The organism is Niallia yueguangensis (genome assembly GCF_052663115.1).
Map to the genome: position 1 here is coordinate 32,896 of NZ_JBQTCX010000001.1, position 25,455 is coordinate 58,350.

General features: G+C 35.4%; 22 protein-coding genes, 2 pseudogenes and 1 other annotated feature. Of the genes and pseudogenes, 14 read left to right on the plus strand and 10 right to left on the minus strand.

Annotated elements, in window-relative coordinates; translation table 11 throughout:
* Nucleotides 1–5: 5 nt before the first annotated feature.
* Entirely contained in the window at nucleotides 6–599 is a 594-nt protein-coding gene (locus ACTYA4_RS00165; protein ID WP_443479794.1) for a DJ-1/PfpI family protein, read from the plus strand.
* Nucleotides 600–1,289: 690 nt separating this feature from the next.
* Here ACTYA4_RS00165 and ACTYA4_RS00170 read toward each other — a convergent pair.
* Nucleotides 1,290–2,198, minus strand: coding sequence for a LysR family transcriptional regulator (locus ACTYA4_RS00170; RefSeq protein ID WP_443479519.1), 909 nt, complete (start codon nucleotides 2,196–2,198; stop codon nucleotides 1,290–1,292).
* 560 nt (nucleotides 2,199–2,758) lie between these two features.
* Between ACTYA4_RS00170 and ACTYA4_RS00175 the strand changes: the two genes are divergently transcribed.
* The 4 genes from ACTYA4_RS00175 to ACTYA4_RS00190 all read left to right on the plus strand — a co-directional run bounded on the left by ACTYA4_RS00175 (nucleotide 2,759) and on the right by ACTYA4_RS00190 (nucleotide 7,694).
* Nucleotides 2,759–3,523: a Cof-type HAD-IIB family hydrolase gene (locus tag ACTYA4_RS00175; RefSeq protein WP_443479520.1), complete on the plus strand. Its 765-nt coding sequence runs from the start codon at nucleotides 2,759–2,761 to the stop codon at nucleotides 3,521–3,523.
* 112 nt (nucleotides 3,524–3,635) lie between these two features.
* Nucleotides 3,636–3,855 (plus strand) — a binding site (T-box leader).
* 82 nt (nucleotides 3,856–3,937) lie between these two features.
* Nucleotides 3,938–5,038 (plus strand): glutamate 5-kinase, encoded by a 1,101-nt coding sequence (proB, locus tag ACTYA4_RS00180; RefSeq protein ID WP_443479521.1) that lies wholly within the window; start codon nucleotides 3,938–3,940, stop codon nucleotides 5,036–5,038.
* A 16-nt stretch (nucleotides 5,039–5,054) separates the two neighbouring features.
* Nucleotides 5,055–6,302: a glutamate-5-semialdehyde dehydrogenase gene (locus tag ACTYA4_RS00185; RefSeq protein WP_443479522.1), complete on the plus strand. Its 1,248-nt coding sequence runs from the start codon at nucleotides 5,055–5,057 to the stop codon at nucleotides 6,300–6,302.
* Between the two features lie 492 nt (nucleotides 6,303–6,794).
* Nucleotides 6,795–7,694 (plus strand): AEC family transporter, encoded by a 900-nt coding sequence (locus ACTYA4_RS00190; RefSeq protein WP_443479523.1) that lies wholly within the window; start codon nucleotides 6,795–6,797, stop codon nucleotides 7,692–7,694.
* Between the two features lie 370 nt (nucleotides 7,695–8,064).
* Here the strand turns inward: ACTYA4_RS00190 and ACTYA4_RS00195 are convergent, their stop codons facing one another.
* The 4 genes from ACTYA4_RS00195 to ACTYA4_RS00210 form a co-directional block, all read right to left on the minus strand.
* Nucleotides 8,065–8,928, minus strand: coding sequence for a YitT family protein (locus ACTYA4_RS00195; RefSeq protein WP_443479524.1), 864 nt, complete (start codon nucleotides 8,926–8,928; stop codon nucleotides 8,065–8,067).
* A gap of 977 nt (nucleotides 8,929–9,905) precedes the next feature.
* Nucleotides 9,906–10,073, minus strand: coding sequence for a hypothetical protein (locus ACTYA4_RS00200; RefSeq protein WP_443479525.1), 168 nt, complete (start codon nucleotides 10,071–10,073; stop codon nucleotides 9,906–9,908).
* A gap of 16 nt (nucleotides 10,074–10,089) precedes the next feature.
* Nucleotides 10,090–10,674, minus strand: coding sequence for a dihydrofolate reductase family protein (locus tag ACTYA4_RS00205; protein ID WP_443479526.1), 585 nt, complete (start codon nucleotides 10,672–10,674; stop codon nucleotides 10,090–10,092).
* Nucleotides 10,675–11,336: 662 nt separating this feature from the next.
* Nucleotides 11,337–11,888, minus strand: a complete 552-nt coding sequence (locus ACTYA4_RS00210; protein WP_443479527.1) for a TetR/AcrR family transcriptional regulator — start codon at nucleotides 11,886–11,888, stop codon at nucleotides 11,337–11,339.
* A gap of 187 nt (nucleotides 11,889–12,075) precedes the next feature.
* On the opposite strand from ACTYA4_RS00210, the gene ACTYA4_RS00215 reads away from it, so the two are divergent.
* From ACTYA4_RS00215 to ACTYA4_RS00250, 8 genes and pseudogenes are all read left to right on the plus strand, one after another.
* Nucleotides 12,076–12,822 carry an SDR family oxidoreductase gene (locus ACTYA4_RS00215; protein WP_443479528.1) on the plus strand — a complete coding sequence of 249 codons (747 nt, stop codon included), beginning with the start codon at nucleotides 12,076–12,078 and terminating at the stop codon, nucleotides 12,820–12,822.
* 667 nt (nucleotides 12,823–13,489) lie between these two features.
* Nucleotides 13,490–14,663, plus strand: a pseudogene (locus tag ACTYA4_RS00220) (MFS transporter).
* A gap of 140 nt (nucleotides 14,664–14,803) precedes the next feature.
* Nucleotides 14,804–14,944 (plus strand): SDR family NAD(P)-dependent oxidoreductase, encoded by a 141-nt coding sequence (locus tag ACTYA4_RS00225; protein WP_443479529.1) that lies wholly within the window; start codon nucleotides 14,804–14,806, stop codon nucleotides 14,942–14,944.
* A gap of 33 nt (nucleotides 14,945–14,977) precedes the next feature.
* A complete protein-coding gene (locus ACTYA4_RS00230) occupies nucleotides 14,978–15,181 on the plus strand; it encodes a hypothetical protein (RefSeq protein WP_443479530.1) in 204 nt (67 codons plus the stop codon).
* A gap of 551 nt (nucleotides 15,182–15,732) precedes the next feature.
* Nucleotides 15,733–15,943, plus strand: a pseudogene (locus tag ACTYA4_RS00235) (recombinase family protein); the annotation flags it as partial.
* Entirely contained in the window at nucleotides 15,910–15,993 is an 84-nt protein-coding gene (locus ACTYA4_RS00240) for a helix-turn-helix domain-containing protein (protein WP_443479795.1), read from the plus strand. The pseudogene ACTYA4_RS00235 and the gene ACTYA4_RS00240, both read left to right, overlap by 34 nt.
* A gap of 684 nt (nucleotides 15,994–16,677) precedes the next feature.
* Nucleotides 16,678–17,085, plus strand: coding sequence for a nuclear transport factor 2 family protein (locus tag ACTYA4_RS00245; RefSeq protein WP_443479531.1), 408 nt, complete (start codon nucleotides 16,678–16,680; stop codon nucleotides 17,083–17,085).
* 269 nt (nucleotides 17,086–17,354) lie between these two features.
* Nucleotides 17,355–17,510 (plus strand): hypothetical protein, encoded by a 156-nt coding sequence (locus ACTYA4_RS00250; RefSeq protein WP_445505416.1) that lies wholly within the window; start codon nucleotides 17,355–17,357, stop codon nucleotides 17,508–17,510.
* Between the two features lie 408 nt (nucleotides 17,511–17,918).
* On the opposite strand, the gene ACTYA4_RS00255 is transcribed toward ACTYA4_RS00250, so the two are convergent.
* The 3 genes from ACTYA4_RS00255 to ACTYA4_RS00265 all read right to left on the minus strand — a co-directional run bounded on the left by ACTYA4_RS00255 (nucleotide 17,919) and on the right by ACTYA4_RS00265 (nucleotide 21,262).
* Nucleotides 17,919–18,791, minus strand: coding sequence for a LysR family transcriptional regulator (locus tag ACTYA4_RS00255; protein WP_443479532.1), 873 nt, complete (start codon nucleotides 18,789–18,791; stop codon nucleotides 17,919–17,921).
* A gap of 87 nt (nucleotides 18,792–18,878) precedes the next feature.
* The gene (cuyB, locus tag ACTYA4_RS00260; protein ID WP_443479533.1) at nucleotides 18,879–19,583 is read right to left on the minus strand and encodes a cysteate racemase; all 705 of its coding nucleotides are present in this window, start codon (nucleotides 19,581–19,583) and stop codon (nucleotides 18,879–18,881) included.
* 578 nt (nucleotides 19,584–20,161) lie between these two features.
* On the minus strand, nucleotides 20,162–21,262 hold the full coding sequence (locus ACTYA4_RS00265) for an alpha/beta hydrolase (protein ID WP_443479534.1): 1,101 nt from the start codon (nucleotides 21,260–21,262) through the stop codon (nucleotides 20,162–20,164).
* A 553-nt stretch (nucleotides 21,263–21,815) separates the two neighbouring features.
* Here ACTYA4_RS00265 and ACTYA4_RS00270 point away from each other — a divergent pair.
* Nucleotides 21,816–22,220, plus strand: coding sequence for a MerR family transcriptional regulator (locus tag ACTYA4_RS00270; protein ID WP_443479535.1), 405 nt, complete (start codon nucleotides 21,816–21,818; stop codon nucleotides 22,218–22,220).
* A 115-nt stretch (nucleotides 22,221–22,335) separates the two neighbouring features.
* On the opposite strand, the gene ACTYA4_RS00275 is transcribed toward ACTYA4_RS00270, so the two are convergent.
* Both ACTYA4_RS00275 and ACTYA4_RS00280 read right to left on the minus strand, forming a co-directional pair.
* Nucleotides 22,336–23,456 (minus strand): IS3 family transposase gene (locus tag ACTYA4_RS00275; RefSeq protein WP_443479536.1). Its coding sequence is split into 2 segments (ribosomal slippage): nucleotides 22,336–23,210 and nucleotides 23,210–23,456, totalling 1,122 coding nucleotides; the frame shifts between segments, so codons are not numbered across the junction.
* A gap of 855 nt (nucleotides 23,457–24,311) precedes the next feature.
* Nucleotides 24,312–25,445, minus strand: coding sequence for a CAP domain-containing protein (locus ACTYA4_RS00280; RefSeq protein WP_443479537.1), 1,134 nt, complete (start codon nucleotides 25,443–25,445; stop codon nucleotides 24,312–24,314).
* Nucleotides 25,446–25,455: the final 10 nt, after the last annotated feature.

Here is a 25,455-nt window from a genome sequence, read left to right on the forward strand (position 1 = left end):
CGTTGATGAAACAACGTTTAGTTGGAATATTACTGTTTAATGAAGTAGAAGTCTTGGATTTTGCAGGTCCATTTGAAGTATTGTCAATCGCAAGCTTTAAAGAAGAGGAGGAAATAAAGCCGTTTAAAGTAGTAACTGTTTCTGAAACGGGAGAGATGATTACAGCAAGAAATGGATTACAAGTTCAACCAAGCTACTCTTTTAACAATGCCCCATGTTTTGATATATTAATCGTGCCAGGTGGTCTCGGTGCAAGACAAACGGAAATACATAATGAAAACGTCATTGCTTGGATCAAACAGCAAGATCGTACAACAGAGTACACTACATCTGTTTGCACAGGTGCCTTATTATTAGGAAAAGCAGGTCTTTTAAATGGAAAAAAAGCGACAACACACTGGGCCTCGTATGAACGGTTGAAAAATGAGTTTCCAGAAGTGGACGTAATTAAAAATGTGAAATTTGTAGATGAAGGAAAAACCATCACATCTGGAGGTATATCTGCAGGCATTACTATGGCTTTTCATTTAGTCGAAAAATTAGTAGGGGAAGAACAAAAAATACAAACAGCCAACAGAATGGAATACGATTTGATATAGTAATTTAAACGTATAGGTATAATTATTTCTTATGACTAGAATGAAAAAGATTAATGAACAAGATTTATTTTTATCTGTTGCATTGAGGAAAAAAATGGTACCATAAAAAGAAGCATTATTTAAGTAAATGTTAGTGTAAGTAATCGTATAAAAAAGTTAAAGGCTGTCAACTAATTATTTATTGACATTTTTAGTTTCTTATTTAATTGGCTCTGTTAAAAATTCATGTTTTTTATAGGAAGGGGATCTGCGAGAATCCTGCGGAAAAACGGGCTGACAAGACCCCACAGTGAGGTACGGACGGCACTGAAAAAGTGTTTTATTAGATAAATTATAGGTGAAACACTTAAAATTATTAGGGTGAAAATGGTATAGAGAGTTTGAAAACGACCATCATTTTGGTTAGGAGAGGCGTCCGCACGACTCCTGCGGGATTAGCGAGACAGGCGAGACCCTGCAGGAGCGTAGCGACGAAGCGGCTCGGCGCTCGCCCCGCGGAAAGCGTGTGGTAAGCCTCGGAAAACCGAACGAAAACCTCTGCGTTGCTTGGATTGTCACTACCTATATTTTATAGCATTCACTTTTTCAGTGACCTCGAGGTACGAGCGAGGATGCATGCCAGATCGTCCGCGGAAAGGGAATGGATTCCCTAACCTATTGAAAATCAACAATGGAATTTAACAGAGCCATTTAATTATAAACAATTTCTTTTTTTATTATTTTGTTGTCTTTTAGTTTTCTCAGAAATAAATCAACGGATCGCGCTCTAAATTTTGTTTTTGGGACAACATAGGAAAAGGTACGGATAATGGAAGTGTTTTTTATCTTTAAAGGGATAATTGTTTGCATGCACGTTTCTTTTTGAATAGCAAACTTGGAAACAATGGAAATCCCTAATCCAGCTTCAACAGACTCTTTAATTATTTGTGTACTGCCAAATGAACGGACTAAAGGCGGAGAAAAAGCAAATTTATTAAAAAGTTGATCAATGGTTTGTCGGGATCCAGAGCCTTCCTCTCGTATTATCCATGTTTCTTCATACAAATCTTCCAGGTCGACTTCTTCATAACGGGCCAAAGGATGATCTTTATCAACAATAACGACCATTTCATCCTTAGCGAATGGAGTACTAGATAAGTTTGGATGACTTTCGATCATTCCGTCCACAATACCGATATTAAGTTCTCCACGTAATAGTTGTGAAACGATTGTATTAGAATTTCGTATCGTTATTTTTGGATTAACCAGCTTGTTTTCATTTATAAAATCTGCAATATATCTTGGTAATAAATATTCCCCAAATGTATAACTGGAGCCGATAATCAATGGTCCGCTGACAACATCTGTTGTATTTTCAATTAATCTTTCGACTTGTTCGTATTGTGTTAATATTTTTTTTGCATGTTTATATAAAATTTCTCCTGCATTTGTTAATCGAACGTATTTGTTTGTCCTATCTAGAAATTTCGCATTGTATTTTTTTTCTAATGATTTTATGGATAAAGTAACGGCGGATTGGGTAATGTGGAGGGCTTCTGCAGCTCTTGTAAAGTTTTGCTTTTCAACAACAGTAACAAATGTTAATAAATGATAATCCAATAGAAACAGCTCCTTTTTTTCATAAACGACAAGTTAAACTAAATAGTACATGCCATATACTTCTCTTATTAACCGACTTAAAAGTTTGTTTAATGTATAACCAATATTTCTACGCTATAAATAATTTCAATATCCGAATTAAAAAAACCTTCCAATTTTATAGAAAAAATTCATTTTTATTTTAGGAGATATTCTTGACTTTTTAGGATTTTTAGTGCTTTTAGGAAGCAGAGAAAATGGGAATTAATTTCGACTATTGAAGGATCTTATCTTGAAGGTACTGTAAGGGAAGTCTATAATTATTACTGAATGCAAGAAACTGCTGCATGCAGTAATGTGGAGCTAATTTTCTTTTAGGTTATTGTCGTGTGCAATACCAGCAACAATAAAAGGTGTAGGCCGCTCTATTCATTTTGTGGCAAATAATAATATGAGATATAGTCTAAAGAATTTGTAAAAATGATAAAATAGTATACTTATTAAAAGTCAAACGGTATATTATTTAGTTGAGAAGAAATGATCGTGTTTTTTTGATAATAAAAAGTAGGAGGACCAACCATATGAGCCATGAAAAAAACCATCGAAACATAAAATTAATTGCACTTGATATGGATGGAACGTTGTTAAATAATAAAGGGGAAATAACAGAAGAAAACAGACAAGCTATTAAAGAAGCTCAAGACAAAGGAATCCATGTCGTTTTAAGTACTGGAAGGTCGATTGCGACATGTAAAGAACATGCGGAAAGTCTACTGCTGAAAACGTATTTAGTTACAGTAAATGGCAGTGAAATATGGGATTGGCAAGGCAATTTAATCGAAAGAAATTTAGTGGAAGCAGAACATGTTGAATGGATGTGGGAGCTTTCAAAAAAGAATAAAGCAACTATTTGGGCGATTAGCTGCGGAGAACTATGGCGTGATGAAATGCCAAAGGATATTTCCGCATTAGATTGGTTAAAATTTGGCTTCCATATTGAGGATGATCAAATTCGTGCAAGTGTGATGAAAGAATTACAAGATAAAGGCGTATTTGAAATAAGCAATTCTTCCCCCGTTAATATTGAAGTGAATGCATTAGGCATCAATAAAGCAAAAGGCTTAAAAACAGTTTGCGAAAAATTACATATTTCCATGGATCAAGTAATGGCGGTTGGTGATAGCTTAAATGATATTAGTATGATTAAGGAAGCTGGCTTAGGTATTGCGATGGGTAATGCTCAAGAAATTGTAAAAGAAACGGCGGATAAAGTGACTGCTACAAATGAAGAAAATGGTGTAGCAAATGCGATTAGAACTTGGGCGTTAAACAACGAAACAAGATAAACCAGTAGCCAGCAGCGATTAAGGTTGTATTATTTAACAATGATCGTTTAATTTCTTTAAAAAACTAATTGAAACAAACAAAAAAACTGTTATAATGAAAAATAATAAAAAAAATGGAACGTAGAAAAAGGAATAGTATGCGAGATACTTACGTAAAAGAGAGTGAAGTTTATAAGCTGAAAGACTTCATAACGGAAAAGACGCAGAACCTGCCTTTTGAGTCCTATATAAAGCATAGGCGTTATCTGGCGTTAACAGACAAAGTGGGATAATTACTTCGTTAATTATTCAATAAAGGTGGTACCACGGAAAAAGCCCTTTTCGTCCTTATTTTAAGGATGAGAAGGGCTTTTTTATATAGTCACGAATCCTGAAGTATAACTTTATGTTTTGTTGATGTAGGAGGAGTTATTAATGGAAAGAAAAAGAATTGTTGTAAAAATTGGTAGCAGTTCATTAACAAATTCAAAAGGGGAAATTGATGAGCAGAAATTGTCTGATCATATTGCAAGTATTGCAGCATTGAAGGCATGTGGACATGAAGTTATTTTAGTCTCATCTGGTGCTGTAGCTGCTGGTTTTACGAAGCTAGGCTATCCGGCAAGACCTGTTACTTTAAAAGGAAAGCAAGCTGCTGCAGCTGTTGGTCAAAGTCTTTTGGTTCAAAGCTATATGCATGAACTTACTAAGTATCAAATTACACCTGCACAAATTTTATTAACAAGAAATGATTTTTCTAAAAGAAATCGTTATCGTAATGCCTACTCCACGCTGATGGAGCTATTAGAAAGAGGCATCCTGCCGATTATTAATGAAAATGATACCGTCTCTGTAGAAGAGTTGACATTTGGTGATAATGATATGTTGTCAGCACTTGTAAGTGGTCTTGTCCATGCAGATCAGTTAATTATCTTAACAGATATAAACGGACTGTATGATAGTAATCCTAAAGATAATCCAAATGCGATAAGATATGATATGATTACAGAAATTACGGAAGAATTTATGAAAGGTGCAGAAGGATCCGGTTCAAAGGTAGGAACTGGCGGCATGAAGTCAAAATTAGTGGCAGCAGAAACAGCCCTTTCCTTAGGAGTGAAGGTATTTATCGGCACCGGAAGTGGAGAAGAGAAATTGATTTCCATTACGGAAGGCAAAGGTGATGGAACCTATATTGGTACAGATGCATTAACAGCATTAAACAATAATAGACAATGGATTGCTTTACACTCCACCGTTCAAGGCAGGCTTTATATAGATAAAGGAGCAGAGAAGGCATTGATGGAGAAGGGCTCTAGTCTATTGCCAGCAGGCATTTACAAAGTTGAAGGGATTTTTGAAAAAGGGAATGTTGTCGAAGTAATAGGCGACTCAGGAGCAATCGGAAAAGGGGAAGTTTTGTACTCCTCCAACGAACTAGAAAATATTATTGGCAAAAAAAGTACGGAATATAAAGAAATAGCGTCTTTTTCATCAACAGAGGTTATCCATCGAAATAAATGGGTGAAAATATAATAGAAGGTGATTAATAATGAGCGAAATACAAACAAAAGGGAAAGCTGCCAAACTTGCAAGTTTACAAATGACGAAATTTTCTACAGAAGAAAAAAATGAAGCGCTAAAATATATTAGTGAACAATTAGTTATTGATCAAGATTATATCATAACAGAGAACAAACAAGATTTAGAAAATGGCAAGAAAATCGGATTATCGGAGTCTGTGCTAGACCGCATTATGCTGAATAAAAAAAGAATTGAAGATATGTCTCAAGCGATTCAGCAATTAATGACACTCGAAGATCCAGTTGGGCATGTTTTGGAAGAAATAAATAAAGATAATGGCTTAAAAATTGTGAAAAAAACAGTTCCTATCGGAGTAATGGGTATGATATATGAAGCAAGACCAAATGTAACTGTTGATGCAGCGACCTTATCGATCAAAACAGGAAATGCGGTTATATTACGCGGCAGTTCAACAGCTGCTTACTCCAATCAAGCGATTGTGAGATCCATTCATAAAGCATTAGAAAAATCAGCACTTCCACTAGATGCTGTCCAATTGATTGAAGATACAAGCAGAGAAACAGCGAAGGAACTATTCCATTTAAATGAATATTTAGATGTATTAATTCCACGTGGCGGCAAAAATTTAATTGATACAGTTGTAAAGGAAGCATCTGTACCTGTTATCGAGACAGGTGCTGGCAACTGTCATATTTTTATTGATGAAACAGCAACAGTGGATATGAGTATTTCTATTTCTCTAAATGGAAAAGTGCAACGACCATCTGTTTGCAATAGCATTGAAACGATTCTTATTCATGAAAAATGGTTTGAGCAAAATGGAAGCAAGTTGCTGCAAGCACTTGCAGAAAAAGAAGTAGAAATATATGGGGATCATGATGTTTGTTCCATATGGGAAAATGCTAAACAAGCTACTGAAGAAGATTGGTATACAGAGTATTCCGCATTAAAGGTTAGTGTAAAAGTAGTCAAAGATGTGGATGAAGCTATTGATCACATAAACAAGTACGGAACGAAGCACTCAGAAGCGATTATTACAAGCAATGATGATCATGCTGCCCTGTTTTTAAAGCAAGTGGATGCTGCTGCGGTGTATCATAATGCTAGCACAAGATTTACAGATGGTTTTGAATTTGGATATGGTGCAGAAATAGGCATCAGTACACAAAAATTGCACGCAAGAGGACCAATGGGATTAAAGGCCTTAACATCAAGTAAATATATTATTTTCGGAAATGGGCAAGTGAGACAATAACATCCCCTGCCATTTCTATAAGCGAACCTTCCATCAGTGAGGGTTCTTTCACTCTGTTCATATATTAGAATTTATATGCTTCGAGTTAGGTAGCTGTTTAGCTCCAGCGCCTAGCCCCTGTGAAAGATAACCTCTTGTAACTAAAAGTAAAGGCTTTTTTCTCAAAGTTTGTTGTTTTTTTACGTAAAAAAATGGGAGAAGAAGTACTCAGCAGACTGAATACACGTAGACTCCTGTGGGAATGCGAGAAAGACGAGACCCAACAGGAGCGTATGCGACGAGGAGGCTCGACGCTCGACGCTCGCTAAACGGACGAAGTGTATTCAGGCTGCGTGTTTAAAAGCAACAATCTATACGAAAACAGCCAAAGTAAAAGACACTTTTTGAGACAAAAGAACATTTTTCTTCGGGGCTGTTCAAGGCGCTTGTGCTTTCTTAATAGTGGAATAATAGTTGTACTTTCTTACTTACACCAAAGATTGGAGTATGAAGATGGAATTTTTTGCTGTATTATTGCCTATTTTCTTTATTTTTGGAGTAGGTTATGTTGGAGAAAAGACCTTAAAAATTGATACAAAGCCAATATCCACGATGAGTGTATATTTAATGAGCCCTGTTTTAGCTTTCAGTGTGTTTTATGAAACAGAATTTAACAGCGATTATTTGATGATGACGATATACGCGCTTGTATTAGTATTTGGAATTATCGCGATTGTATATATTGTAGGGAGAATAAGAGGGTATAGCAGTAAAAAAACTTGCGGAATGATTTTATCAGCGGCTTTTATGAATAATGGGAATTATGGGACGCCTCTCGTATTATTTGCATTTGGTGTGCCTGCTCTTCACTACGCTGTAATTTTGATGGTCATTCAACAAATGATTATGGCAACTGTTGGCATTTATGTTGCGGCAAAAGGTTCTTCAGAAGGAGGGTCAAGTAAAGATACGCTTAAAAAAGTAATAAGAGTTCCAATTATGTATGGAGCTATACTTGGCGTTCTTTTTCATTTTTTACATATACCAATCAGCGAGACTATGTTAGAAGCCATTAAACTAGTTGGAAATGCAGCTATTCCAACGGTTATGCTCGTTCTTGGCATGCAGCTTGCGAAAATATCGTTAAAAAATATCCAGATTCAGCGTCTTTCGTTTGCTTTATGCCTGCGCTTAATTATTTCACCGCTTATTGCTTGGTCCTTGACACTTATTCTTCCAGTCGATGATTTAGTGAAACAATTAATGATTGTCCTTGCAGCAACGCCGTCTGCAGCGAATACAACGTTGTATGCCTTGCAATATGGAACAGATCCCGACTTTGTATCATCTGCAACATTAGTTACGACATTAGCTAGTTTAATAACATTACCAATCGTTTTATCCCTTGTATAAATAGAAAGTGCCGTCCAACATCGTACAATAATCAGTACTGGCGGACGGCACTTTCTTTAGGAAATAAGATTTTTTTCTGAAGTTAGATAACTGTCTAGCGCAAGCAGCTAGCAATTGTGAAAAAAACCCCATGCCTCTAAAAGTAAAAAGCACTTTTTGAGTCAAGAGAACATTTTTCTTCAGAGCTGTTCAAGGCGCTTGGCTTTTGTTCAAAGATAAGAAAGTATAAAATTTCGAAACTAGTTAAGTGTCTAGCTCCGGCGCCTAGCCCCTGTGAAAGATAACCTCTTGCCTCTAAAAGTAAAAAACACTTTTTGAGTCAAGAGAACATTTTTCTTCGGGGCTGAGCAAGGCGCCTGCGCTTTTCTTATTAATGAATCGCGGATTTAAATTTTCCACCATGTGCTTCTTGTGTATCCATTATCGTAATAAAGGCATTTGGATCAATTTCTTGTACGATGCTTTTAAATTTAGCAACTTCTAAACGAGTAAAAACAACATAAAGAACTTCTTTTTCTTGATCTAAATAGCCTCCTTTACCTTTTAATTTTGTTACACCTCTTCCAAGTCGATCGGACAGTGCTTCTGAGATTTCTTCGTATTCATTAGAGATAACCATCGCTGCTTTTGTATCATCAAATCCTTGGATAACAGCATCCAGTGCTTTACTAGCAATGTAATACGTTAAAATCGAGTACATCGCTTGTTCCCATTGTAAAACAAAACCAGCCCATGCAAATACAAACACATTGACAAACATAACAAATTCACCGACTGAAAAAGGAATTTTTTTCGATAATAAAATTCCTAATATCTCTGTCCCATCCAACGCTCCTGAGTTACGGATAACTAATCCGACACCAGCACCTAAAAGCAACCCTCCAAATACAGTGGCAAGCAGCGGCTCTGTTGTTAATGCTGGGATATGATGAAGATTGGATTCCACAATTCCAAGCATGATAATAGCAAAAAGAGAAGAAATGCAAAAGTTTTTTCCTATATATTTATAACCTGCAAATAAAAAAGGTAGATTAATAAGCAATACTAAAATTCCAAAACTAAAATCAGTCATATAATTAATAATCAGCGAAATCCCAATAATTCCACCATCAATGATTTTGTTTGGAATTAAAAATAGCTCGATTGCAACAGCAGCAAGGCTTGCACCAATCATCAGCAAAATATAGCGCATTATTAAATGAGTCTTTGATTCTTTTTTATGTACTTTTACCATTTTTTACACCTTTCCTTACTAAATTTAAGGAATATTCATTAATCAAGTATTACTTCATTGATTAAATTATCATTCCACCATAACAAAAAAATATTCTTTTTAGTTGACATAATGGACATACGAAATAGTCAATTATTTTTATATAGTTGATATTATTGTAGAAAAGAGGACGAATAAATATTTTGGAGTGATAATAGCAAGAAATATTTCGAGTATTTGAAAACGTTGATAAATCAAACTAACATAGTGCTACCCCTAGATTCTCTACGATAAATGTCGAATAATTTTTTTACACCTCCTATTGTGATTATTTGCCCATAAAGATAGTGTATCATAAAAAGTACCAACATTCCCTTCATAACAATTATGACTAGTCAAAAAGTATATAGAACTGTGGTGATACAACAGTTACCAAAAAAACATAATAAATAGTATATTATAGTCATAAAACAACTGTTCAATTAATAGAAAACCAAGAAAAACGATCCTTAAATGAAGAAATGGTAGAAGATATGATTTCTATAATTATTTCTTTTTCAGACAGATTAAGGAGGATGCGGGTTTTCTTTTAATATTTAAGTTGTATTAAAGTTAACTTTAAAGTCTTTAATAATGTTTAAGCGAAAGTACATACTTATAGTACAACCGGAGTAATTATCTATAATGGTATGTCAAGACAAAACTAGACAACTTTTTTAAAGCGAACTGGGGCCGTTTCGTTTATTATGACTAACAAACATAAATTACCCTAAAACAATAAAATTGAGCCATTTGTGCAAAATCTTTGTTTTGGGGTAATTCTGATTTTTAACTTGATAGGCAAGTGGCGAGACCTCCTTATAAAAAAACAATCATTGTGCTGTTCCAAGCAAGAACGTGATAAAGGTGAGCATGTAAATTTTCCAGGTGTTGTTCATTTTCTTCCATCTACTCCAATGTACATCCAAGAATTTATTCGTTCTTTTGTTAAATGAAGGTTAATCACGTTTTGTTACATACCTCATCCATAACCCACCATCTTTCAGTTTTTCAACTTCTTTTAAGAAGAAATTTACTGGATGCTGATTTGTTATAAAAGAGCTCGTTTCAAATAGTGTCACAGAGTTAGATGCACCATCTGCAATTGGAACTAAGACTAGGCTCAATTCATTAATTAATCCTTCATTCAAAAAGGATCCATTTAAAAAGCCCCCCACCTTCTAGCATTAATTCATCGATTGAAAATAAACTTTTTAGCTTCTCCACTACGACAGTAAACTTTAATCGTTCTTTTCCACCGAAAATATAAGAAATACCTATTTTTTTCAGATGAGCTAAATATGCATCAGATACTTGCTCTGTAAGCACCTCTACTATATGGTCCTTCGTTCTATTATCGTTCCATTCTGAAATGTAGTTTTTTGTCCATCCTAGTTTTCCAGTAGGGTCTACTGCTACGACATAACTTTTAGCATCCTTATTTGCAACGTAATCAGTTCTGGGGATAGTCGGGATGTTATCTTGTTTTAAATCTAATTTATGTCCGAAAGTAAAGTGTTCCTCCATGGTAATCCGGCCACAAATCCATGCTTTACATCCATAACGTCCATGAATTTTTTCGTATTCATCTGTAAAATAAGCTGCTCGTTCCTCTTTCAAATAATCTCCAATGATTTTCCCATCCAATGAAGTTAGCATGTGGCAGATAATATATGGTCTTTCCAATGGCTGTTTGTATTTTTCCTTGCTCTTTTCAATACGATCCATAATTAAACCTCCTGCTTGAATTTAATTCACTTCAATTGTTCCGAAGATGTTAATGTTAAATCCCTATAAAAAATCATTATTGATTGATTAATTAACATCTGTTTATAATAATAAAAAGAAATAAGATGTTTTCAATCGTTAATTTAACGCACTTCGTTGTTTACTCAACAAATCAAGAAAAATTGTTGATTATCTTTAGGGAATTCTGGTGACCAAACAATATCAAAAGCGTATAGAAGAATAACCAAAAGCCAATAAGAGGGAGGACACATTACCCTCCTCATTACTTAATAAATATGCTCTGTTAAACTTGGCTGTTGATTGCAGTGAGAGGCGTTCGCTTTCCGCGGGCGGTTCGGTAGCCTCCTCGACGCTTATGCGGAGGCTACTGAAAAAGTCCATAGGAAAGGAAAAAGATACGAATAACCTACTACAACATATAGAATGATAAACTCATTTGTTATCTGTATATAGATGATAATTCAAGTTTTTTTTAAAATTATCAGTTTTTCAGTCGCCTCGCATATGCGCCTGTGGGGTCTCCCTCTGACTCTCTTTTCCCGCAGGGGTCTCACTCCTGGAACAAAAATCAACATAGTGCCAAAATCCACAACGAGCTTTAACATAGCCAATAAATAAAACAGATTTTTTATGCGATAAATCTATATGATCCTCTCTAATAAAACCCCTACTTTTTCTGCCATTTCCTGCGGTGAATAAGGCATGCCATTTTTTAGCCACCATTCCACTACACCTACGTAAGCATTTGCAACAAATTCGGCAACGATATCTTCGCTTTGACCAAGATTTTTGCCTTTTGTTATATCCACGTCCTTTTTGAACTCTTCGATGTTATGTTGAACAAACCGGCTGCGAAAATATCGTGCTCCTTCACTCGCCAACATCGTCGAAAAAAACAAATAGTTACTTTCAAGATATTTCATGCAATGTACAGTCGATTCAATCCAATCCATTTCAGTTGCAGCTTCCGACTCAAAAAGATTAACCATGTTATTGATATGTTCTTCTATGATCTTATCCAACAGATCAAATTTATCCAAGTAATGAAGATAAACAGTTGCACGGTTAATATTTGCCCTGTCAGAAATATCCTGAATGGTAATGCTATCGAAATTTTTTTCTGACATCAATTCAAGAAATGATTTTTTAATTGCTTCTTGAGTTCTAACAATTCTTCTATCCACTTTTGCCATGTTATTAACACCATACCTTTTCTAAGAAAGTCGACAATTTTTATCGATTTGTTGCGTAAACAACAAAACCGGTTAAATTAACGATTTCTATGCCTTGTTTTGTTTCTTTTTATATTATAAATTATTTACAGATGTCGAGAAAGCATCAATTGTAGTTTTATTTAATATGAAAGGATGAAAAAACGAAATGACAATTGAAAACAAAGTGGTTATAATCACTGGAGCTTCATCTGGAATTGGTGAAGCAACTGCAAAATTATTGGCCAGTAAAGGTGCTAAGATTGTTTTGGGCGCTCGTCGCGAAGACAAATTAAAAGCATTGACTGAAGAAATTCAAAAAGCTGGTGGACAAGCTGCTTATCGCGTCACAGATGTTGTTAATCCAGATGATAGTCAGCAGCTTGTTCAACTAGCTAAAGACACTTTTGGTGGTGTCGATGTAATCTTCTTGAACGCTGGAATAATGCCTAATTCACCACTTTCCCATTTAAAAACTGACGAGTGGAACAGTATGGTTGACGTTAATATTAAAGGTGTATTGAATGGTATCGCCGCAGTATTGCCAACATTTACATCGCAAAAGTCTGGACATATCATCACTACTTCATCAGTAGCTGGGCTTAAAGCTTACCCAGGCGTTGCGGTTTATGGCGCAACAAAGTGGGCTGTTCGTGATTTAATGGAAGTTTTGCGTATGGAATCTGCCCAAGAAGGTACTAACATCCGCACAGCAACTATTTATCCAGCAGCGATCAACACGGAATTGTTGGATACGATTACGGATAAAGATACTTTAGAAGGTGCAACAGAACTTTATAAACAATATGGTATTTCACCTGATCGAGTTGCCAATGTTGTGGCATTCGCGATTGATCAGCCAGAAGATACGAACGTTAACGAGTTTACCATTGGACCAACAAGTCAACCTAGGTAATAATTACAAGAAAAGATAAAACTAAGAGCTATTCATTTTCTAAAGCTTAGGCAGTCGAGGAGATGATATGCTCCCTCTAAAGTAGACAGATTTAAAAATATAAATCTGTTTTGCCTTAGGGGAGTGGTAGCTTTTGCGATTGATCAACCCGAAGAAGTCGATGTTAAATTAATAATGTAAAAATAGAAGGTGTGGAAATGCCCGATGCTGTAGCATATGCAATTAGCACACCTGAAACAGTTGCCATAAGCGAAATCATGATTCGGCCAACTAAACAAGTTATCTAATGGGTTGCGATTAGGAAATAAATATTTGTCCTACAGGCTAACTGCTATAAATTTCATAATAAAAAATTGCTCCTAGCTCGTTTGGGGGCATTTTTTTACTAATGTTTGTATCCTGATAATCCATGTTTAATTATGTTATTTCTCCAAGCAATTATGTGAAAGATTGAATATGGAGTAGAAAAGCTTACAAGTATTAAAAGCATTTTACAATTGCAATTATAAAAATCAACTAAAATAGAGGGGTTATATTAAATTATCGTACAGAGGAAAACAGAAATTCAGGTCTTAAGTTTATGCTTTGATACGATATCGCACCTGAAAAAGAGTGTGTAGAAATGCTGGTGCCTGATTACACAAAAATAAAGATAGGAGTTGTTTTTTTGACTAAACGAAACCATTTGTTGATTTTTATATTGACCATAGGAGTTTTTGGCATCATAAATACCGAAATGGGGGTTATTGGGTTATTGCCTTCCATTGCTGATCACTTTAATGTCAGCATATCACAAGCAGGGTTGCTGGTGAGTCTTTTTGCTCTTACTATTGCTGTATCTGGACCAACGATGCCGTTATTGTTTTCCGGGATAAATCGTAAGAAGGTCATGTTACTTGTATTAGGAGTTTTCGTTTTGGGAAACATTGTATCCATATTTACATCTAACTTTACCATTCTATTAATTGCTCGTATAATTCCAGCCTTTTTTCATCCAATTTATTGTTCTTTGGCATTTACAGCAGCTGCTTCCTCAGTAAGTAAAGAAGAAGCTCCAAAAGCTGTTTCTAAAGTATTTATAGGAGTATCTGCTGGTATGGTAGCCGGCGTACCGATCGCAAGTTTTATTGATAGTGCCGTTTCGTATGAAATGGCGATGGCATTCTTTGCTATTGTTAATTCTATTGTATTCATTGCTACATTGATTTTTTTACCATCTATGCCTGTTGAAGACCGACTTTCTTATGGTACACAACTTTCCGTATTAAAAAAAAACTAGTTTATGGCTTTCCATCGTGACTGTCATTTTATTAAATTCAGCTATTTTTGGGGTTTATAGTTATCTTACTGAATATCTGAAAACAGTAACGAATATGTCTCCGAATACCATAAGTTTAACGTTATCCATCTTTGGTGGAGCCAGTATTATTGGAAACATTGTCACAGGAAAGTTACTTACTCATAGTGCCATTAAGACTGTAGTATCTTTTCCTTTGGTATTGGGTGCTGTTTACATCATTTTATTCTTCACAGGACAGTTTACCGTACCTATGGCAATTTTAACTTTAATTTGGGGAATATTGGCTGGAGGAATAATGGCAAATATTAATCAATATTTGGTTACGTCTTCAGCTCCCGAAGCACCTGATTTTGCCAATGGATTATTTATTTCAGCCTGTAACGTAGGAACAACATTGGGTGCAGCTGCAGGCGGGTTATTTATATTAGAAATGGGTACACAATACGTCGTATTGGTGGGAATCCTATCATTGCTACTAAGTTTGGTAACTATTATACTTAGAAATTACTTGTTTACTCCTACGCAACAACTTACTAGATAAGGAATAAATTCAACTTCTCTAAGAGCTTTTTGTTTAATATTGATTTATGCTCCCTGTCTTACTTCCTTTTATTAAATTTCTAGGGTGTGAAAAAATCTGCTTTAGCCCAAGATTAGTAGCCGAAAAAAGGAGGATTTAAAATGTCAAAGGATATAAAAGTTGCACTTGTCACCGGCGGAAATAGAGGAATTGGATATGAACTGTTCAAACAATTAGCTTTGAAAGGTTTTAAGGTCATTTTGGCAAGTCGGGATCCAGAAATGGGTTATGAAGCTACGTAGAAACTTAAGAAGTCAAATCTGGACGTTTCGTTTGTGGCGATGGATGTAGACAATCTAGAAAGCATCCGTCAAGCTGCTGAATCAATTCTTTGGTTAGCGACGATTGGACCTGAAGGACCTTCAGGAGAATCTTTAGAGATGAAAAACCAATCGATTGGTAACAATACAGTATTAGCAAATTATTTGGTGTTTAAGTATGGTTCAATGAAACCGAATTTTGCAATTGTTATTGTTTAAAATCGAATTAAAGAAAAAAAGCCGATTTTCCTTCTCATGATTCATATGGTTATGGTCCAGAAACACTTAATGAGAAGGAAAAAAAGAGCGGAAATACAGTCATTTGGAACAGGAGAATGAGATCTTAAAAAAGTATTTGGAGCTAGTAAAGGAGTTGAAAAGTACTTTAAATTGTAGAAACATACCGCAAAAAATATACGGTTCGTTCGATTCTATCTGTTTTGTCAGTGCCTCGTTTAACCTATTAGCCGTTGGGTTGTCGGTAATAAGAAGGAAACGTTATCGGTTGAGGAAGAAACAATAATCTATTTATGTAAGATTTTAAGCTTGCCTTCTTACCTCGTATATAATTGATTAATTCAAACAAATCTTGTGTACTACTGTATCATAAATGATGTCATCTTCCTGTAAATTGTCACTTTAGGAGTTATTTGCACTATAAATAAATATAAAAAAGGCCAATTTCTCAGCATTAAAATTGAGAAATTGGCCTTTTTTCGTTATTACGGAAAAGCGCCCTAGCGTATAAAATTGAGAAATAGTGATAATTGGTGTTTATTGGATATGTACCTGTGTCGACAGGATTACAAAATTTAGATTTACAAACAGATGCGTTTAACGCAACATGGTTGTATGAAAATTTTTCACGATAAAATGATTGGGGAAAAAACTACGTCCCAGTTTAGAGGAAGCACTTCAGTATGCACGTGAAGGCATACAATTGTCGTTTGGCGATTGGACCGACTATTAAAGATGTTGCAAAAAAGTGGGGCTTTTCACGCACGACGATGTATCGCTATTTAGAAAGATAGTAAATCGGAAGGGGTGAAATCTATACAGAATGAACATCCTCCATTAACAGCTTATTCAGCAAAAGGCTATAGATAAGTACAGGTTAATTGATCAATATCTAAACCACGAGAAAAGTTTGAAAGCTATTGCAGAGGAAGAAGGTATCTCGATACGAACACTACAATATTGAATCAGTCAGTATCAGCAATTTGGATTAAAAGGTTTGTTTGATTCGTAAAAGTCGAATTACTCCATAATCCGTAATAAAACAGGCGTACACAGTTGCCCCTGACACCGTTTACCTTTAAGATCCCAGCAAGGCAATTATTCAGCGTTCAAGCCTTTCCAAGTGACCTGATCATTATTCTGTTACAATACAAATGAAAATTAACTCTTATACCAGGAGCATTTAATGATACTAGAAATGAAATTTTTTAGGAGCTGATTACATTGAACAATACTGAACTTTTTTCTACGATTCAAGAAGCCTCTAAGAGCGACGGAAAATGCTTGAGGAGCATCAAGTCAGAGCGAAAATTGCAGCTTTACAGGAAAACTCCGAAGTACTGAATAAGAAAATCGAATTGTACAAAGAGCTCGAATCAGGATTATCCTAAACATCAAAAATATCTTGACTTCGAGTGCGCTCTAACGACTAAAGTAGATTTATGATTTGATATCTACTTAGGAGAGGTGGAGTTGAAATGACAGAAGCAGCCACAACAGTAAAAAGTTTTTTTGAAGCATTATGGAGTAAAGATACGGAAAAAGCTCTTCAATTAGTGGATGAAAATGCAATCTTTATTGCTATGAGAAAGGAATCGTCTGATCAGGTTCCTTTGTATGGAACTTTTAAAGGGAAAGAGGGAGTTAAAAAGTTTCTTGCAACTTTGGCAACTTCTTTCGACACTCAACATTTTCAAATTAATCATATTATGGGAGAGGGAGAATGGGCTACTGCTTGGGGTAGCTTTCAACATATTGTCAGAAAAACTGGAAGTTTGTTCGAAAGCGAGTGGTCTGTTGTTTGCCGAATTAACGATGGTCGTATTCTTAGTTATCAGATTTATGAGGATACAGATGCTTTAGAAAGGGCTTTTGGTGTCCGATAACTATAAATTCAATATTAAAGTAGAACTATAATCTAAGAACTGTCTTCAAGTATCTCGCAGAATACGTAAATAGAACAGGCAAAAAATTTTGAGTTTCGTCCAAGCATACCCATGAATGAAACGTTGCGAACGTTTGTACGTTAGAACGATCACGTTTGAACTTATTTTGTACCCAAATTTATATTAGGGGTCAGTATGCCAAGTTAAGGGGGAAGATTAAAATGGATACATAGAGGAAATATACAGTTATTACCGGAGCAAGCTCTGGTATAGGTTACGCGGCAGCTAAGGCTTTCGCAAAACGTAAGAAAAATATCATACTTGTTGCTCGCCGTGAAAACAATCTGAACGAACTGAAAAGAGAAATCTTGCAGGAAATTCCTGATCCATCAGTCAAAACGCTCATCAACTCTAGCAAGAGTTAAATCCGTATCAAATCGAAACATAGATTAATAATGCAGGTTTCGGTAGCTATGAAAGTGTGTCCGGTCAAGATTTGGAAAAGATTGAAACAATGATGCGCCTAAACTTGAGTGGTGTTGCAGGTGAATCACAACAGATGTGAAATGTATAGTTTTTTAAAGTAATTTGTTGTTATAGAATAAAACTATAATATTTTGAATAAATCTATTTAAAAATACTTTAAAAAAACGTAAAAAAGAACGAGCTTTTGATCACTTCTTAAGCTCGTTACTTTTTTATATTCACTTTAATTTTTCTTATTTTTAGAAAACTACTCTTTTTGCTCTTAATTAAGATTAATACTTAGTATCCCATTATTCTTTTAAAAGCATATAAAGGTTTTCTAATTTTCTTTGATTCATCTCTAAATCCTATCGATCCAACATTTTATTTTTAAAGAAATCGATGAAAATAGACTTAGGCTTACCTTTTAAATAAATAATATCAATACTAATATTTATTTTAACAGGTGGTGTCATTTCTACTCGAAATATTTCTTCATTTTCAAGTTCTTTTTTTACACAATGCTCCGGCAGAAAACTAATACCTAGACCTTGCAATACAAAATTTTTAGCTGTTTCCATATTATCTACTTCCAAATAAATATTTGGATTCACCCCATTGCTTAAAAAAAGTCGATGGATCATAAGCCAATCAATAGACCCATAATCAAAAAAGATAAGAGGATACTTAACTACATGTTCGATTGTAATTATTTCTTCCTCTAAAATAGGGTGATTTCGGGGAACAAAAAGACTAATTGGATCATTATAAAGTCGAATTGATTCTACTTGAGGATGTGTTTCCGTACGCACGATGCCAAAATCTACTTCTTTGTTAATGACCTTGCGTAAAACGTCTTTTGAATGCCCCGTTAAAATTTTTATTCGAACATCCTGAAATTCAGCTTTAAATGCAGGCAAAATATTAGGAAGAACATTATTAGAAATAGACAAAGCACTTCCTATTGCAAGTTCATAGGGAATAATTACTTGTTGTAGTCCATGTTTTGCTTCCTGGTAAGATTGGAGAATCTTTTGTGCATGCGGGAAAAAATATTCCCCTTTTTCTGTTATAGAAATCTTATTCCCATTTCGATGAAAAAGTTTTATATTCATATCACGTTCAAGAGATTGAATACGTGCTGTTACAGAAGGCTGAGTTAAATAAAGAGCTTCTGCTGCTTTATTGAAACTACCAAGTTGACAAACATAGATAAAGGCTTCAATATTTTCGATATTCATGTCTTATGCTCCTTATACAGTTCCCCTTATTTTTATCATTATCAAAGCAATATACACTAAACATGTAAAAGATGAAAGAGACAATAATTATACCATTCGCATTTCTTGTTCTTTGCCATTAACTTTTTTTATCACTGCTTTGGCCAAAATTTCGGTTGGATCAATTACACAAATGTCTTGGGATGGTTTAAGAACAAGAGGAATTTCAGTACAACCTGCTATAATAGCCTCTGCCCCTTGGTTTATCAAATTATTAGCTGCTGTTAAAAGACATGTCTGTCCGACTTCTAAATTGCCTCCCTTAATAGCATATATTGCTTCCATTACTTTTTTCTGCATTTCAGTATCAGGGTTAATAACTTCAATTTCATACTCTTGACAACTATTTTGATATATTTCTGTATTAGTTGTCCCATCTGTTGCTAATAAACCTACTTTTTTTAAACGCTTTTTATGTAAATAATTAGTTGTTTCTAAAGGCATATGCATGATAGGGATAACAACAAATTTTTTTACTGGTTCAAAAAAATAATGTGCAGTATTGCAGGCAATAACTAAAAAATCTGCACCGGCATTTTGTAGTCGCTGTGCTGATTGTATCATATATGGAGCTGGATCTATTCCTTTCCCCATAATAGCCTTTGTTCGATCTGGAATTTGAGCATAATTGTCGGCCATAATATGGATATGATCTTGATCCTTTCTTGCAGGTGTACGAGAAATAATTTTATTCATTAAATCTACAGTCGCTAAGGGACCCATTCCACCAATAATTCCTACTACCTTTTGCATTTTACTTCACCACTTTTTCAAGTATTTCAAATTAACTTTTCAAAATGAACTATCGGAAAAGTAATTTATTTACACCTATTATAATTTTTCTTTGATAAGACGTATTATAGAAACAATCTATTCAGTAATAGAAACAATATATTGATACAATATAAAGAAGCAGGCTAACAATTTATGTAGATAAGCTAAATTAGGACAGAAACAGAAAAAAATTAAAATTTCATGTGTGAGATGAACAAAATCTAATGTTTCTACATTTTTATGAATAAAAAAGAAGCTTGTTCTTTTTCATAACAGGCTTCTTTATAAACGTATCTGTATATTAGGAAAGGTAAAAGCTTCAAGGTAATTACTTTTGTTATAAAAGGAAAAGAGTTCGTACCTGTGCCAACAACCGAGGGAAGGTGGTGCTGTGATTATTCATAATACCTTAGAATGGGATGTTAATTTATCAACCATTCTAATTAACTTTTTTCATAATTAAAGTGTGAATCCCGACAATATAGGTGGGATTCACACAGTGGTTTTACTCAAATTACCATTGGCACGTAGCTTCTATACACTACTCATCATAAACCTTATTTTTTCTTCAGATTTTTTTTGAAGAAGGATTCGAGCTTGTTGAACGGGATGTACTCCATTTTGTCGTACAGATCCACATGTCCTGCGCCTTTAACTATATAGAGTTCCTTCTGTTTGCCCGCCAGCTTGTAGGCGTCTTCACTGTAGTATCTGGAGTGGGCATTCTCACCTGCGATGAACAGAATTGGACGCGGAGAAATCGTCTTAATCTGCTCGAACGGGAAAAAGTTCATGAGCGCCCCGGTGCTGGTAAGGCTCATCGGTTTTGAGCGGGGGTGATATCCCCTAGGCGTACCGTAGTATTCAGAGAACTCTCGGACTGCTGCTTCTTGTGAGGGTTTAAGTTTCACTGCAGTTCCTCCGCCGTATTTTATCTGTCCGCCCTCAAATTCAGTCCAGCGCTGTTTAGCGGCTTCTTCAAGCGCTTTTTTCCGTTCTTTCTCGGTCATTACTTCGCTCGGTACTGGCGCTAACCCCAATCCCTCACGGTAGGCACGGCCCATGTCGTACATACTAACTGTCGCGATGGCCTTCAGTCGAGGGTCATTCTGCGCAGCGCTGACCGTAAATCCGCCACTGCCACAAACGCCGATGACGCCAATATTGTTACGATCCACAAATGTGCGTGTGCCTAAAAAGTCCACTGCGGCGCTGAAATCTTCAACTAACGCTTCTGGAGAAGCAATATTACGCGGTTTCCCGCCGCTTTCTCCAGTGTAGGAAGGGTCAAAGGCCAGGGCTACAAAGCCACGTGCTGCCATCTCCTGGGCATACAAGCCGGCCGTCTGTTCCTTCACGCCAGTGAACGGGGGTCCGACAATGATTGCGGGAGATTTCTTTGCTCTATTCATGTTTTTAGGAGTATACATATCTGCAACTATTTTAATGCCAAGTCTGTTAGTATATGAGACTTTTTGGACAGTTACCTTTTTGTTTTTAGGAAAGGTCTTGTCCCATGCTACTGTCGCGGTTGGGGATGAGCCTTTATTAGCAGTCTTTGCTAGGCTGTCTACCCCGGATGTAACGGTGATCGTGGATAAAAGCAAGACGAATGCTATCACTGTAAGTACACGCCTGATAATAGATTTTTTTTTCATTTTAAATACCTCCAATGTTTATTCTGATGCTATTACTATTTTGTTGACAATTGAAGATTATACAAAATATATTTTGCTGGTACCTTAATCCTCCTCTCTAGACAGGTTAATAATAGCTTAATCGTTAAAGTCGACATTAAGGCAAGGGAATTTTGGAATTTTTTTTATTCCTTCCAGGATTATGGGTTGCGTTAAAGTTTACTTTAAAGCTTATAATAATGTTGGAAGCGAAACATATATATTTACATCACGGTAAAGAAAGGAAGAAATATGAGGAGGAAATAATCAACTTCAATTTTCATATTAATAATCGATGCTTTTGGGATTGAAATGAATTAATTTGTAATTTGTTAACAGGCATAGCCGGAGCAATTAGCTAGATATAGTTGGTTTAAGACGTTAAGCAAACACCTATACTATCTGTTCTACTATAATTGCATGAGTAGAGGCAGTGTGTTAGAAACTAGAAGAGAGCTCTATAGTGACTGTAAAATGTTCAGTTTGGACGAGTGAAGAACAACATAATAAAAATAACGATGGAGGATATTATGGAATGAAATTTTCAATAAAAGAGGTTGCTGCAAAGGTAGGTTTACCTACACATACAATTCGATATTATGAACAAGAGGGGCTTCTCCCCTTTGTAAAAAGAGATGAGAATGGAAATCGTATTTTTGATGAGGAAGATGTAACGTGGTTAGAGTTTATTTTATGTTTACGTAAAACAGATATCGCTCTATCGGAATTACGTAAGGTTGTCGAGTTAACACAAGAAGGTGAATGTACAATCGCCCTACGCAAACAGATATTTGAAAAACATAAAGAGAAAATGATGGAGAAACAAAGAGACTTGGATATAGCTTTTAGAAAAATTGATTCGAAGATAGAGTATTACGATAAATTAGAAAAGAAGAATGAGGAAGAAAAAAAAAGCTCCAATAAGAACTTATCTCACTAAGGCTTTTAGGTTAATTGACAATTATCGCTAAATTTTATTGTGTACTTTAGCGTATTATGAGTATATTAATATGTATAAAATAGTAAAAATGCTTTATTGGTATGTCAACACTAAACTAGACAATTTTTTTAAGGTGTTCTTTTTTGTATTCAATTGGGCTTAAATACCCGAGCGTTCCATGAATTCTGATGTGATTAAACCAATGAACGTAATCATCTAATTCTAATTTCAACTGTTCCAAACTATCAAAATACATTCCTTTTATGAATTCCGTCTTGATACTTTTAAATGTGGCTTCAGCGACTGCATTATCATATGGGCATCCTTTCATGCTCAATGACCGTTTAATTTTGAATGTATCTAGGGCTTCATCAATTGTCTTGTTTTTAAATTCGTTTCCTCGATCTGTATGAAACAATTGAATTTGTCTTAAATCAGCATTAATAGTCGATAGGGCTTGATATACAAGGTCTGCATCCTTATGTGGACCTGCACTGTGGCCGATAATTTCTCGATTATAAAGATTAATAAATAAACATATGTAATTCCATCGATTTTCAACTCTTACATATGTTAAATCACTTACTACCACAGTTAGTTCATTTTCTTGTTTAAATTCTCTATTCAACTCATTTTTAACCTCTGATTCATTACATTTATCAACATGAGGCTTAAACTGAGCTACTGTATATTTAGATACTAATCCATTCTCTTTCATGATTCTACCAATACGCCGTCTAGATACAACCATACCAAGCTTTTTTAACTCATGTTTAATTTTACGTGTACCATAGTTTTGACGGCTATTATGAAAAATTTCTATAATGGTAGCTGTAAGTTCCTCATCCGTATTAGATTGTTCTTTTGCTTCATAATAATAGGTACTTCTTGAGAGTTTTAGGACGTCGCACATTGCTGATATCGAGTATTTGTGACAGTTATTTTTAATCACATTTACTTTCGTCCTATTATCAGCGCAGCTTGCTTTAAAATATCGTTTTCCATTAGTAGACGTTGGTTCTCTTTACGAAGTTTGATCAGTTCATTTTCTTCTAGTGTTCGATTATCTTTCTCCTTAAAAGAACCAGATGTTTGACTTTGTTTGATCCATTTATCCAATGCAGAAGGAGTTAAATTATATTCACTAATAATATCTTTTCTAGGCTTGCCGTTTTCATATAATTTAACCATTTGGGCTTTAAATTCAGGGGTGAAGGCTCTTCTTTCTCTTTTCATTCGTAAAGTCTCTCCTTAACTAATAAGATGTTTGTAGACAACCAAAGACAGTGGGGAAATACCGAAACTTGACATGGAGCCTCGGCGGGTATGCTTTCCCAACCAGGAAGCCAGCTAATTTATATACCTGGCGCGCCCGAAAAGGCTAGCATACCCGCCACTCCACGTAAAGTTTCTAGAACGGATCACTTATGATTAATATGCAGTATACCCAAATTTGTCTGTTAGTCTACTTTGACCTTAATTTTATTGTCTAGTTAAGTGTAGCCTATTCATATTTTGACGAGAGCATTATGGGTATTGGAGCTTTCAATATAGATTTTTTTACAAAAATCTATGATAGTGTTGAAAAAAAGTCGTTTCCAGAATTGCTAGGAAATCGGCTTTTTCTTTTTAATGTCTATAGAATTTCTATCATTTTAGGCGAGAGGACTCCCACCTTAAGGAATGTGCAGGACGTAGTCCAATGAGTAGGTGGGAGGTGAATCGCCTTCGGACACGGTCTGCCAACAATAGATACCGTAAGGCAGATTGTTGGTAGATTAAGTGTCCGACATGGTACAATATTCCTGTAATTGTTCCTTGAAAACTGAACATAGCAGGTTGTGGCAGGAATCGTTGTTTTGCCACGTAAAATGTTCAAGCCAAACGTCAGCCGAGGCACACAATCGTGTGAAAACCAATAAGCTGAAAAGAAGTCCCAAAGGCATCAAAATAAGACCAATGGGATAGAGGGGTTGGGTGTTTTTAGTACACCAATGTGTCAACTCCACTAACGTTAAGCGTTCAGACATGTTCGATGCGTTAGAAACCCCCACTTCAAATTTTCGTTAGAAAATTAAGTGGCGGGAGTATTCATTGAGAAAGGGAATCACTATAAAAATTTTCAGTATAATAAGGCTGTGAATCGTTATTAAATGCAACTCCGATTCCTAAATATTTATAACTTTCTTGAAGGATGTTTTCTCTATGACCTAAGGAATTCATCAGCCCTTCGTGGGCAAAGATGCTGCTGAACTGACCGTATGCCAGGTTTTCACCAGCTGTGATAAAATGAATATTGTCTTCCTTCATACGATCAAACGGAGATTGACCTTGTAAATTTGTATGGTCGAAATAGTGATTTTCCGCCATATCTAAGCTATGCTCTCGAGCTGTTTCTCTCACATGATCATCCCACGTTAAAATGGGCAGCTTGTGATTTGTTCTCGAAGCGTTTGTTAAATCAAATAGCTGATATTCTAAGCCTTCTTTTAGTTGCTGGCTTGACTTTGTATAAATAGCATTTTTGTTTTGTTCTAATTTTTCATCGATCTCTTGAATAGCTGTAACCGTATTGTTTTCGTGTTTATCATAAAAAATCGTGACATAGCTGTTGTCGAGGTGGAATACATCGTACTCGCCATCACTACTAATCCTATAGTTAATCAAGCCTTTTCTCATGATTGATTCAGGAGTACCGAGGTGCTTATGAACCAATGGCTTAGAGCTTCCCAATTTTACTCCCGTTGAAGACGCAATCAAATCTTGATTGGTATAAATGCCACGAACGATATTTTTTTCATCATAAGCAACCATGATAAAATTGTGATAGTTCTTATGATACGTTGCCCAACTGACACCATATTCATTTTTCGAAATTCTGTTCGGCTTTCCAGATTCTCGCTCAACATCAGCTCGTGATACACCTAATTCAATATTACGAATCGAAAATATTTGATCTTTAGGAGCTGTTAATTTGGGTGCTTCAACTTCTGTATCTTTTGATTCTAAATGTGAATGATCAATTGACGTAGAGATAGAATTCGGCTGCTGATTGGAAGTATCAGTCTCAGAATTGATATCTAAATTTTCTTTTAACGAATCGACTAAAGAATGAATAGATTCCGCTGAAGTTGAAGAAACCAATTGGTGAAGTGGCTCTTCCCATACCTCCTTTGAAACATAACCGATAAATACAATCATTAATAAGAGAAAAAACCGTTTCACACTGACACTC

Coding starts and splice junctions, on each gene's coding strand:
- cuyB (WP_443479533.1), bottom strand. CDS start 19,583: ATGCAAAAGGTAGTAGGAATTATTGGTGGAATGGGTCCCTTAGCGACT.
- ACTYA4_RS00190 (WP_443479523.1), top strand. CDS start 6,795: ATGGAATTTTTTGCTGTATTATTGCCTATTTTCTTTATTTTTGGAGTA.
- ACTYA4_RS00215 (WP_443479528.1), top strand. CDS start 12,076: ATGACAATTGAAAACAAAGTGGTTATAATCACTGGAGCTTCATCTGGA.
- ACTYA4_RS00195 (WP_443479524.1), bottom strand. CDS start 8,928: ATGGTAAAAGTACATAAAAAAGAATCAAAGACTCATTTAATAATGCGC.
- ACTYA4_RS00270 (WP_443479535.1), top strand. CDS start 21,816: ATGAAATTTTCAATAAAAGAGGTTGCTGCAAAGGTAGGTTTACCTACA.
- ACTYA4_RS00185 (WP_443479522.1), top strand. CDS start 5,055: ATGAGCGAAATACAAACAAAAGGGAAAGCTGCCAAACTTGCAAGTTTA.
- ACTYA4_RS00255 (WP_443479532.1), bottom strand. CDS start 18,791: ATGAATATCGAAAATATTGAAGCCTTTATCTATGTTTGTCAACTTGGT.
- ACTYA4_RS00245 (WP_443479531.1), top strand. CDS start 16,678: ATGACAGAAGCAGCCACAACAGTAAAAAGTTTTTTTGAAGCATTATGG.
- ACTYA4_RS00225 (WP_443479529.1), top strand. CDS start 14,804: ATGTCAAAGGATATAAAAGTTGCACTTGTCACCGGCGGAAATAGAGGA.
- ACTYA4_RS00205 (WP_443479526.1), bottom strand. CDS start 10,674: ATGGATCGTATTGAAAAGAGCAAGGAAAAATACAAACAGCCATTGGAA.
- proB (WP_443479521.1), top strand. CDS start 3,938: ATGGAAAGAAAAAGAATTGTTGTAAAAATTGGTAGCAGTTCATTAACA.
- ACTYA4_RS00210 (WP_443479527.1), bottom strand. CDS start 11,888: ATGGCAAAAGTGGATAGAAGAATTGTTAGAACTCAAGAAGCAATTAAA.
- ACTYA4_RS00265 (WP_443479534.1), bottom strand. CDS start 21,262: ATGAAAAAAAAATCTATTATCAGGCGTGTACTTACAGTGATAGCATTC.
- ACTYA4_RS00165 (WP_443479794.1), top strand. CDS start 6: ATGAAACAACGTTTAGTTGGAATATTACTGTTTAATGAAGTAGAAGTC.
- ACTYA4_RS00175 (WP_443479520.1), top strand. CDS start 2,759: ATGAGCCATGAAAAAAACCATCGAAACATAAAATTAATTGCACTTGAT.